The following is a 10,690-nucleotide window of genomic DNA, read 5'->3' as shown; positions in this document are numbered from 1 at the left end:
CGCCCACAGGTCGTCCCGGAGGCTCGCCGCGTAGGCCTCGTGGGGCTTGCACTCGCGCTGGAAGCGCCACGCCTCCGGGGCGCGCAGCAGGGGAATGTTGGGCAACATTCCTCCCGACACCTCGAGCGCCCCCGGGAAGGTACCCACTCCATAGTCCACCAGCACCGCGTGCCCGTCCGCTGCCACCACCACGTTGTCCGGCTTGAGGTCTCGGTGCACCACGCCCACCGCGTGCGCCACCCCCAACTGCTCCGCCAGCGCCAGCACCGCCCGGGCCGCCCACGCCGCCCCGGGGTTGTGGCGCTCCACGTACCTGTCCATGGGCAGGCCGGGCACGTAGGGGGTGACGACGTAGAGGAAGAGGGGCCCGGCCTCCGGGTGCTCGCCGTGGTGCCCATGGCAGTCCACCTCCACCAGCCGCGCCTGGTGCAGCCGCAGCAGCACCTCCAACTCGCGCCACGCCCACGCCCCCGCGTGCGGCAGGTACAGCAGCTTGAGCGCGTACAGCCTCTCGCCACGCCGGGCGCGGAACACCGTGCCGTAGCTGCCCGCCCCCAGGCGTGCCTCCAGGGTGAAGCCCGCCACCCCCTCCCCCACCTTCGGCAGGAATTCCTCTTGCGCCCCTTCCCGGCCCAACCGGTTGCGCAGCTGCCGCCACCGCCACCGGGCCAGCGCCTGACGCCGCTGCTCCGTACGCCCCACCGCTGCCTGCTCCATGCGCACCACCTCCGGAGTGGGGCAGCGTAGCATGACGCCCCCCGTCACCGGCCTCTCGCGCGGGCCTTCCTCTCGGCGCGAGCGCGTCCCCGGGAGGCCCGCTCACTGGTAGACGTCTACCAGTGGTGTGGGTAAATGTGCTCCTTCACTGGTAGACGTCTACCACTGGAGCGCCCTGGGAGCCCCTCCAGGCCTGACGCGAAGAGGCATGCATGGGGTCGCCTGGACGTCCGGGTCCGCCACCGGGAAGGGGGCGGGCTGGACTCCGCGTGGACCCGGCCCCATCCATGCGCTGTGACGCGCTCCTCCGCGCGGTGTCACGGGGGAATGTGACGTCCCCGCGGGGGGGCCCGGTGGCGTGCTCGCACGGCACGGAGGAGGGGAGCGGCCGGGAATGCTGGCCGCCCTGGGAGGGAGCTTCCCGGACCCGGGGCCAGGGGGGGCGGCCTCACGATTGGGGGCTGCTCCATCTTCAGGGCATGGCGGAGCATCCAACACCGCTGGAAACACCCGGGCACCTCCACCTCCACGAGTTCATCCGGGGACACCGCTCCCTCATCCTGGAGGAGTGGGAGCGGGCGGTGCGTCAGCTGCCGTGTACCCGGGGCCTGCCCCACCCGCGGCTCGGCACCCACCTGCCGGTGCTGCTCGAGCGCATGGCGGGGATGATGGAGGCGCGCCACCACGGGACGCCGGGCGGGCCGGCGGAGACCCCGGAGCTGGAGGCGTTGGACCGGTTGGACCTGGGCTACGACCTGGAGGAGGTGTCCGGGGAGTACTCGGCCCTGCGCGACAGCATCCTGCGGCTGTACACCGAGCACCTGGAGGAGCGCGCGGCGCACGAGCTGGCGGTGGTGCTGGGGGAGCTGGCGCACTTCCACCGGGCCTTCGACGCGCTGATGGCGGCGGCCGTCGCGCGGCATGCGCGGGCACGCGAGCGGACCTTCCAGGTGCTCGAGCGCATCTCGCGCTCGGCGGGGGGGACGGAGGACCCGGACACCTTCCTGCCGAGGCTGCTGCGGGTGATGTTGGAGGCCACCTCGGCGGTGGACTCGGTGACGCTGCTGTTGCGCGAGGGGGACGTGCTGCGGGCGCGCGCCTCGGTGGGGCTGGAGGAGCTGGTGGCCTCCGGCTTCTTCGTGCACCTGGGCGAGGGGTTCGCCGGGCGCATCGCGGCCGAGCGGCGGCCGATGGCGTTGCGCTCGGCGGGCACGTCGGCGCAGGTGAAGTCGGGGGTGTTCCGGCGCCAGGGGACGCGGGGCCTGTATGGGATTCCGCTGCTGCGGGGGGAGGAGGCCCTGGGGGTGGCGCTGATGGGCAGCCGCACGGCGTTCGACTTCTCCAACGAGGACAAGCTCCTCTTCGGCGCCATGGTGAGCCGGGCCACGGCGCTCATCCTCCAGGCGCAGCTGGCGGCGCGCGAGCGCGAGGCGCGGGAGCAGGCGGAGCGGGCGTTGGAGCGGCTGCGGGAGCAGGAGTCGCGCACGGCCCGGTTGCAGGAGGTGACGGCGGCGCTGTCGGAGGCGCTCACCACCTCGCAGGTGGCGCACGGGGTGGTGGAGAAGGCGGTGCGGGCGTTGGGGGCCGCGGGGGGCTCGCTGGGGCTGCTGTCGGAGGATGGGCAGTGGTTCGACATGCTGGAGACCACCGGCTACGCGGAGGCGGAGACGCGGGATTGGACGCACTTCCCGGCGGACTCGCCCGTCATGTACCGGGACGTGGTGCGCACGCAGACGCCGCTCTTCTACGAGTCGCTGGAGTCCGTGCTGGCCGACTATCCGCACTGGAGGGGCCATCCCGAGGTGGAGGAGTACGGGGCCTTCGTGTGCCTGCCGCTGACGGTGGAGGGCCGGGTCATCGGAGCGATGGGCCTGTCCTTCCGCCGGCGCCACCCGTTTCCGCCGGATGAGCGGGCGTGGATGGGGGTGGTGGCGGGCCAGTGCGCGCAGGCGCTGGAGCGGGGGCGGCTCTACGATGCGGAGCGGCGGGCGCGCACGGGGGCGCAGGAGGCGCTCTCGCGGCTGGACGCCATCATGGAGACGGTGCCGGTGGGCCTGGGCTTCTGGGACACGGAGCTGCGCTTCCTGCGGCTCAACGAGCACCTGGCGCGGATGAATGGCTTTTCTCCCGGGGAGCACGTGGGGAAGAGCCTGCGCGAGGTGTTGCCGAGGATCGCCGAGCAGGTGGAGCCGGTGCTGCGCCGGGTGATGGAGACGGGGCAGCCGGTGATGGACGTGGAGGTGGCGGGGGAGACGCCCGCGCGGCCGGGGGTGAAACGGTACTGGCTGGCGAGCTACTACCCGGTGCGGGATGTGGACGGCTCCGTCAGCGGGCTGGGCGTGGTGGTGATGGACATCTCGGAGCAGAAGCGGGCGGAGGAGCACCTGCGCCGGACGGCGGAGTTCCGCGAGCGCTTCATGAGCATCGTCTCGCACGACTTGCGCAATCCGCTCAATGCCATCCTGCTGTCGGCGAACGCGCTGCTGCGCTCGGAGGACCTGGGGGAGCGGCACGTGAAGGGGGCGCGCCGCATCATCACCAGCGCCGAGCGGATGAGGCGGATGATTTCGGACCTGTTGGACTTCGCGAGGGGGAGGCTGGGGGGAGGCATTCCCATCAGTCCGCGAGCGGTGGAGCTGACGGCGTTGTGCCGCGAGGTGGTGGAGGAGCTGGAGGCGGGAAGGCCGGGGAGGGAGGTGGACCTGGAGGTGGAGGGGGATCTGCAGGGCGAGTGGGACGCGGACCGGCTCTCGCAATTGCTCATCAACCTGGGGAAGAACGCGCTGGACTACAGCCCGGAGGAGTCGCGGGTGCGCTTCTCGTTGTACGGGGAGGGGGACTTCGTGCGGCTGGAGGTGCACAACGCGGGAGCGCCGATTCCCGCCGGGCGGCTGGGGTCCATCTTCGAGCCGTTCCGGCGGTTCGGGGAGGAGCAGTCACCGACGTCGACGTCGGGGCTGGGGCTGGGGCTCTACATCGTGGAGCAGATCGTCCGGGCGCATGGGGGAAGCGTGGCGGTGCGCTCCACGCAGGAGGAGGGCACCACGTTCACGGTGCGGCTGCCCCGGCATCCGGTGGGAACGGGGGTGCACTGAGGGGCCCGGCTCCGGCGTCTCCAATGGAGCCTCCATCGGGCGAGCCTCCATCGGGCGAGCCTCCATCCAGGCCCGCGTCGGGAGTGCCTGGAACGCGCTTGCCGGCCCGCCACGGCCACGTCCCCGCGTCATCAAAGGGAGACATCGTGTTGCCGAGCGGGAAGTCTGGACTCTCTGGGATGGGCACAAAGCCCGGTATCGGTGCGATGACGATCACGCCAGGCATGGTCACGGGTTCGGTGGTGACCATCAGGACTCCACTATCGGGCCTGTCCAGATCCTCCAGGGTGGGGCTGTCTCGCGACTCCGTGACGACCGTCACGCTCCCGCCATCGGGGGTCTCCAGACTCCAGACGTGATCATCCTCGTCCATCCCATCAATGACGCGCCGGAGGATGCGGCCGTCCTTGCTGATCGCGTACTTCGCGCCGTAATGCATTGGCCTGAGCTTGCGGCCGCAACGCTCGAAGTCTTCGCTGATATAGACGAAGATGATGTCGTCGCGCCGGGTGAACCGATACTCGAGTGACTCGAGTCTGGCCCAACACGGAGGGTTGGGGATACCGGGAGGGATGTAATCATTTCCGGCGATCATCAAAGCCCGTAGTACTTCACCATCCAGGTCATAGGTCGCGTTCTGCGCCTCCACCTCGACGAGTCCACTTCCGACGGACATAGGGAAGATGATCGACCTGTCGTGTCCCGCGGGCGTCCAGAATTGTTCTGGCTTGCGCACGCAACTCGAGAGCGCGATGGCGATGACGAAAATCAGCTTTCTTGGTGCCATGAAATACCCGCGGAGTGGGCTCCGGAGGGAACCCGCCTATCTCTTCTCGATCCGGTATGTTCCGTCATCCTGCCACCTGACGACCCCGCGCTCCGTCCTGTTCCATTGGCCCTGTATCTGAGTCCACGTCATGATTTCACGGGTGGCTGGAACATACTGATAGAAGCCATCGCAGGTGGGGATCGCGGGGTTCTTCGACTTCGAGAAGAAGGCGATGGTGGAAAGTCGGATCGTGCCGCTCTTCGTCTCGAGCTCCCACGGGTGGGTGCTGGCTTTTTCTTCGATGAAGTGAAGATCCTGCGGGGAGAGTATTGACCCGAATGGATGATTATGGACGGCGAAGATGTATTTGATCTCGCCTCGCTCGTAGCGCGGGTCATGCACGAACGTGGGAAGTATACAGCTCTTCCTGTTTGTCATGAAATCGTCCGGCTGCGGCAAGTCCGTCAGCATGCTCATCTCGTACTGGTGCTCCGGCGTGTAATACAGCCAGGCGCAGTACTCGGTCGCGACTCGTTTTGCCAGCTCGAGGTCCAGGTCCTGGAGGTGGCCCACGGTGGCGTTGGGCTTGGAGAGGATGAGCGGGCAAGCCGCCTTCAGCGCGTCCGCGTAGGAATCGAATGGCCCGAAGTTCTTCATCGGTCCCGGGATGCGCTCCGGATCTTCTCCGAAGCCTGGGCGCCAGACACCTTCGATGGGTCTGGGCGGGGTACACCCCATCCCGAGGAGGAGTGAGCCCAGGAGGCATGGGGTGATGCACTTTGCCGCGAACATGTGAGGAGGAGCCTACCCGCCCTCATCCAGCGGCTCCACAGTTCTTCTCTCCGCCTCAATTCGCGAGCGTCACTGCCCTGTCCGGGTTCTCGCGCGGCAGTCTCGCGGTGAAGGTGGTGCCATCGCCCGCGTGCGACTCGGCGCCCAGTGTTCCACCGTGCGCGAGGATGATCTGCTGCACGATGTAGAGCCCGAGTCCCAGTCCGCCACCGTGGTGGGCGTTCTCTCGGGTGCCGCGGCGGAAGGGCTCGAAGAGCTCCGGCAGCACGTCCCCGGGGATGGGCGCGCCCTCGTTGTGCACCGAGAGCACCACCTCGTGGGACGCCCGTCCGTCCACCGTGACGCGGATGGGAGAGCCCTCGGGGCTGTACTGCAAGGCATTGCCCACCAGGTTGGAGACGACCTGTGACAACCGTCCCGCGTCCCACTCGCCCAATCCCTGTCCGAGCACCCGCAGTGACAACCTCGAGCCGGGATGCGACGTCTCCAACTCCTCCAGCGCCTCGCGGCAGATGACGGACAGGTCCGCCAGGCACGGGTCCACGGGCATGCCACCGCCCAGCCGGCTGCGCGTGAAGTCCAGCAGCTCGGAGATCATCCGGGCCATGCGGTCCGCGCTCGAGGCAATCCGCCGCACGGCCTTCAGCTCGCGCTCGGGCAGGGCCTCGGACACCAGCAGCACGCGGGCGGACAGGGTGATGGCATTGAGCGGATTGCGCAGATCATGCCCGACGATACCGAGGAAGCGCTCGCGGAACTCCGCGGTGCTGCGCAGCCGCTCCAGCGCATTGGCGCGTTGCTGCTCCAATGCCAGACGCTCCGTCTCATCGCGGGCGGTGAGCACGGCGCCCACGTGCGAACCATCCGGCCGGCGCAGGGGCGAGGCGGTCCCGCACAGCGTGCGCACCGAGCCATCCGGCCGCTTCACCAGCCAGCGGGCGTTGTTCACCGGCCGGCCCTGGAGGGCGCGGTAGAGCGGCGTCTCCTCCAGGGGCAGCGGGTGTCCGTCCAGGGTGAGCAGTCCGAAGGTGTCGGCCCACTCGGGGGCGGACACCTGCTGGCGGGTGACACCGTGCTGGCGCTCGGCCTCGGCGTTGAAGAGCCGGATGACGCCCTTGGCGTCCGTCACCACCACGGCATCGCCACTCTGCTCGATGACCAGGTCCAACAGCGCCTGCCGCTCCTCCACCGCGCGGTGGGCGGCATGCTCGCGCTCGAGCATCGCGGCCCGCTCCGACTCGGCCCGCACGCGCTGCCGGAGCGCGCGCACCAGGAACACGCCCAGGGCCACCGCCACCACCACCGTCCCGAGGAATCCCAGCGCGAGCATCCCCAGGGCCCGGCTGGACGCCTCCCGCGTCTGATGGCGCGTCTGCCAGTAGCGCTCGCGCTCGTGGTCGGCCAGGGCGTTCAACGTCTTCTCCATCTCCATGCGGACGGGCTGCAGCTCGGCCAGCAGCCGGGGGCCGGAGGCGGGGCCCTCCTCGCGCCGGGTGGCGATGAGGTGGTCCATCACGGCGCGAGCCCGGTCCCGGGTCTCCACGAAGTGCGCCACCAGCTGGCGCTCCTCGGGCGTCCTGGGCTGCTGGCGGGTGAGCTGCCCGACGACGGTGCCGAAGTTCTCGCGGGCCTGGAGCAGCGCGTCCAGGTGGCCCTCGTCCTCCTGCAGGAGGAAGTCGCTCGCCTGGTGCATGAAGTGGGTGTGGGCCGTCACCAGTTCCTGGGTGAGGACCACGTCCTCCATATACCCGGTGAGGAGCTGGTCCTGGGAGCGCATCGCCGAGCGCAGGACGGCGAGCGAGCTGGCACCCAGCAGGATGGCCAGCAGGGCGACGAAGAGGAAACCGGCGACGGCCTTTCGCATCGGCCGGAAGAACGCGCGGGGGGCCGGAATCGTGCCGTGGGGGGTCCGAGGGAGGGGCCGGGGACGCCTGCTCGCCTGGAAAGCTGCAACGCCGGACGGTTCCAGGCATCGTAGGGCCGCCATGGTACGTCACGTCATTGTCGTGGGAGCGGGACCCGGGGGGCTGTCAGCGGCCATCAACCTCGCGGGGTTGGGGCTGAAGGTCACGGTGGTGGAGAAGGACGCGGTGCCCGGGGGGCGGATGAAGGGGCTCACCCTGGGCGAGCACGGTGAGTACGCCGTGGACACGGGGCCCTCCATCATGCAACTGCCCGGGGTGCTGGAGCGCATCTTCGAGCGCGCGGGCAAGCGCATCTCCGACTACGTGAAGCTGGTGCCGCTGGACACCAACACCCGGGTGCACTTCTGGGACGGCACGTACCTGGACACCACGCGGGACGTGGCGCGCATGGAGCGCGAGGTGGCGAAGTTCGGCCCGGACAAGGCCCCCGCGCTGCGCCGCTGGCTGGAGGAGAGCCGGGCGAAGTACCCGCTGGCCTATGAGAAGTTCATGGCCACCCACGCCGACAGCCTCGCCTACTACGCACCCTGGCGGCTGCTTTCCACCCTGCGCTTCAAGCCCTGGCAGACGCTCTACAAGCACCTGGACGGTTTCTTCCACGACGACCGCATCAGCTACGCGCTCTCCTACCCGTCCAAGTACCTGGGGCTGCACCCCACCACGTGCTCCTCGGTCTTCAGCGTCATCCCCTACCTGGAGCTGGCCTTCGGGGTGTGGCACGTGGAGGGCGGTTTCCGGGCCCTGTCGCGGGGGATGATGAAGTGCGCCGAGGACCTGGGCGCCACCTTCCGTCTGGGCACGCCGGTGGAGCAGGTGCTGGTGGAGTACGGCCGGGCGGCGGGGGTGCGGCTGGCCAATGGCGAGCGGCTCGAGGCGGACGCGGTGGTGGTGAACGCGGACCTGCCCTACGCGGCCCAGAAGCTCGTCCCCTCCGAGGCCCGCGCCGGCACGCGCCTCACGGACGCGGCGCTGGAGAAGGCGAAGTACTCGTGCAGCACCTTCATGGCCTACTACGGGCTGGACCGCGTCTACGACGAGCTGCCCCACCACCTCATCTACCTGTCCAACAGCGCGCGGCGCACGGACCGGGAGGCGCTGGAGGACCAGAAGGTGGACGTGGACGACCCGCCCTTCTACGTCTGCAACCCCACGGTGACGGACAAGAGCGGGGCGCCCGCGGGCCACTCCACCCTGTACGTGCTGGTGCCCACGCCCAACACCTCGCGGGACGTGGACTGGGCGGACACCGAGCGCACCCTGCGCGAGCGGATTCCGGCCATGCTGGAGAAGGTGGGCCTCAAGGGGGTGCGCCAGCACATCCGCGCCGAGCGCTACTTCACCGCCGAGACGTGGCGGGACGACTTCAACGTCTTCCGGGGGGCCGTCTTCAACCTGTCCCACACCTGGACACAGTTGGGGCCCCTGCGACCCCACGTGCGGAGCCCCAGCGTCGAGGGGCTCTACTGGGTCGGAGGAGGGACGCACCCCGGCAGCGGCTTGCTCACCATCATGGAGAGCGCGAACATCGCGGCCGACTACCTCTCCCGGGAGGCGGGGAAGGGGCCCCTGGCTGGCTGGCCGTATGTGCCACCGGTCGACGGGCATTCGACCGAGCCTCGTGCACGTGTGGGCTGAGGTTCCCCGGAATACATGGTAGGACTCGGAGCCTTCCGACCTGCGAACGATGAACGAAGCGCTCCAAGTCCTTCTGGCCGATGGTGTGATTGACGAGGTGGTGGGCCGCCTCAAGAGTGGCAAGGAGGCGGACGTGTATCTCGTCCGCCACCACGGGGAGGTGGTGGCCGCCAAGATCTACAAGGAGCGCGAGCACCGCAACTTCCGTAACAACTCGGGCTACCGCGAGGGCCGGCAGGTGCGCAACAGCCGCACGGCGCGGGCCATCGCCAAGGGGAGCCGCTTCGGCGTGCAGGCCGCCGAGGACGCGTGGAAGACGGCCGAGGCGGACGCGCTGGGCAAGCTGTTCGCGGCCGGCGTGTGCGTGCCCAAGCCGGTGATGTTCTACGAGGGCGTGCTGCTGATGGAGCTGGTGCTGGACCTCGAGGGGCACCCGGCACCGCGGCTGGAGGAGGCGGCGCTGACGCCCGAGGAGGCCTCGGCGCTGTACTTCGACCTGCGCAACCAGGCCATCCGGATGCTGTGCTGCGACCTCATCCACGGCGACCTGTCGGCCTTCAACATCCTGCTGGGCAACCGCGGGGCCACCATCATCGACTTCCCGCAGGTGGTGGACGCGGCGGCCAACAGCCAGGCCGAGTTCTTCTTCAAGCGCGACCTGGAGAACCTGCGCCGCTACTTCGAGGCGGCGGACCCGAGCCTGCGTGCGCGCGCCGGGGACGCGGCTGAAATCTGGCGGGCGTACACGAAGCGCGAGCTGACGCCGGACTTCGTGCCCACGGGCCGCTTCCAGGGCGATGGGCCGCGCCGCTTCTCCGGTGGTCCGCGCAACGGCGACAACCGCTTCGACAACCGGCCACCTCGGGGAGACCGGCCGCAGGGAGACCGTCCCCAGGGAGACCGGCCTCCGCGTCAGGACCGGCCCCAGGGCGAGCGCTTCCCGCGAGGCAACGGCGACGGCCAGCGTCCGTGGCGTGAGCAGGGCGCGAGGCCCCCGGAGCAGCAGCAGGGCCCTCGGGAGATGCGTCCCCAGGGAGACCGGCCGCCCCGGAACGACCGGCCCATGGGAGACCGGCCGCCTCGGAACAACGACCGGCCCATGGGAGACCGCCCGCCGCGCAACGACCGGTCGCCGCGCAACGACCGTCCGCCGCGCAACGACCGTCCCCAGGGGGACCGGCCGCCGCGCAACGACCGCCCCCAGGGGGAGCGCTTCCCGCGGGGAGACCGTGCGCGAGACGAGCGTTTCCCGCGTGGGAACGGTGAAGGCCAGCGTCAGTGGGGAGAGCAGGGCGCGAGGCCCTCGGAGCAGCAGCCGGGGCCGCAGGGCCCGCGGGGGCGTCCTCCGGAGCGGAGGAGCGATCGGCCCGATCGGGGGCCGCGTCAGCCTCGGGGCGGGGGTGGCGGTCCGGCGGTGTCCTACGTGCAGAAGTCCCCGGCCGTCCCTTCCGCTTCGCCGTCGAAGCCGGAAGACGAGTCCTAGCCGCTAGCGGTAGCGCTCCTGCCTCGGCTCGGGCTGGCACGCCACCTCGAGGAAGGTGGTGCTGCGTCCGGAGAGGAGCACCCACAGACAGCGCAGCAGACAGGTGGCTCCGAACTCCCGGTAGATGAGGCCCAGGTTCTCGAGTACCTCGCGTCCGGTGATGACTCCCCGCATGCCCGCACCCCCTGATGGACTTCGCGAGGGGCCTACTGCAAAGGCTTTGCCGAGCCCTTCCTGTCGAAATGACAGGGTGTGTTGGCGGTTGGACGCGCCA

8 protein-coding genes are annotated in these 10,690 nt (G+C 69.8%); 3 read left to right on the top strand and 5 right to left on the bottom strand.

Translation table 11 applies throughout. From position 1 onward, the window contains the following. Window positions 1-717 (bottom strand): protein kinase domain-containing protein (locus VFZ09_RS44365; protein ID WP_329733888.1); only part of this gene is annotated, 717 nt, incomplete at its 3' end. A gap of 479 nt (window positions 718-1,196) precedes the next feature. On the opposite strand from VFZ09_RS44365, the gene VFZ09_RS44360 reads away from it, so the two are divergent. After that, window positions 1,197-3,812, top strand: a complete 2,616-nt coding sequence (locus tag VFZ09_RS44360) for a GAF domain-containing protein (RefSeq protein ID WP_329733887.1) — start codon at window positions 1,197-1,199, stop codon at window positions 3,810-3,812. Here VFZ09_RS44360 and VFZ09_RS44355 read toward each other — a convergent pair. The 3 genes from VFZ09_RS44355 to VFZ09_RS44345 form a co-directional block, all read right to left on the bottom strand. Continuing rightward, window positions 3,766-4,599 (bottom strand): hypothetical protein, encoded by an 834-nt coding sequence (locus VFZ09_RS44355; protein ID WP_329733886.1) that lies wholly within the window; start codon window positions 4,597-4,599, stop codon window positions 3,766-3,768. The genes VFZ09_RS44360 and VFZ09_RS44355 overlap by 47 nt on opposite strands. 36 nt (window positions 4,600-4,635) lie before the next feature. Then, window positions 4,636-5,238: a hypothetical protein gene (locus VFZ09_RS44350; protein ID WP_329733885.1), complete on the bottom strand. Its 603-nt coding sequence runs from the start codon at window positions 5,236-5,238 to the stop codon at window positions 4,636-4,638. Between the two features lie 190 nt (window positions 5,239-5,428). Continuing rightward, entirely contained in the window at window positions 5,429-7,237 is a 1,809-nt protein-coding gene (locus VFZ09_RS44345) for an ATP-binding protein (RefSeq protein WP_329733884.1), read from the bottom strand. 121 nt (window positions 7,238-7,358) lie between these two features. Between VFZ09_RS44345 and VFZ09_RS44340 the strand changes: the two genes are divergently transcribed. Together VFZ09_RS44340 and VFZ09_RS44335 are read left to right on the top strand one after the other, a co-directional pair. Continuing rightward, window positions 7,359-8,933, top strand: a complete 1,575-nt coding sequence (locus VFZ09_RS44340) for a phytoene desaturase family protein (RefSeq protein ID WP_329733883.1) — start codon at window positions 7,359-7,361, stop codon at window positions 8,931-8,933. A gap of 49 nt (window positions 8,934-8,982) precedes the next feature. Further along, entirely contained in the window at window positions 8,983-10,416 is a 1,434-nt protein-coding gene (locus VFZ09_RS44335; RefSeq protein WP_329733882.1) for an RIO1 family regulatory kinase/ATPase, read from the top strand. Between the two features lie 3 nt (window positions 10,417-10,419). On the opposite strand, the gene VFZ09_RS44330 is transcribed toward VFZ09_RS44335, so the two are convergent. Then, window positions 10,420-10,590 carry a hypothetical protein gene (locus VFZ09_RS44330; protein ID WP_329733881.1) on the bottom strand — a complete coding sequence of 57 codons (171 nt, stop codon included), beginning with the start codon at window positions 10,588-10,590 and terminating at the stop codon, window positions 10,420-10,422. Window positions 10,591-10,690: the final 100 nt, after the last annotated feature.

Source organism: Archangium sp. (genome assembly GCF_036277355.1).
Taxonomy (GTDB): Bacteria; Myxococcota; Myxococcia; order Myxococcales; family Myxococcaceae; genus Archangium.
The sequence above is the reverse complement of the archived record's forward strand: the minus strand, read 5'-3'. Positions and strand labels throughout refer to the sequence as shown.

What these genes read in the sequence shown, in the direction of transcription:
- VFZ09_RS44330 (WP_329733881.1), bottom strand. Translation starts at nt 10,590, where the DNA reads ATGCGGGGAGTCATCACCGGACGCGAGGTACTCGAGAACCTGGGCCTC.
- VFZ09_RS44335 (WP_329733882.1), top strand. Translation starts at nt 8,983, where the DNA reads ATGAACGAAGCGCTCCAAGTCCTTCTGGCCGATGGTGTGATTGACGAG.
- VFZ09_RS44350 (WP_329733885.1), bottom strand. Translation starts at nt 5,238, where the DNA reads ATGAAGAACTTCGGGCCATTCGATTCCTACGCGGACGCGCTGAAGGCG.
- VFZ09_RS44345 (WP_329733884.1), bottom strand. Translation starts at nt 7,237, where the DNA reads ATGCGAAAGGCCGTCGCCGGTTTCCTCTTCGTCGCCCTGCTGGCCATC.
- VFZ09_RS44360 (WP_329733887.1), top strand. Translation starts at nt 1,197, where the DNA reads ATGGCGGAGCATCCAACACCGCTGGAAACACCCGGGCACCTCCACCTC.
- VFZ09_RS44355 (WP_329733886.1), bottom strand. Translation starts at nt 4,599, where the DNA reads ATGGCACCAAGAAAGCTGATTTTCGTCATCGCCATCGCGCTCTCGAGT.
- VFZ09_RS44340 (WP_329733883.1), top strand. Translation starts at nt 7,359, where the DNA reads ATGGTACGTCACGTCATTGTCGTGGGAGCGGGACCCGGGGGGCTGTCA.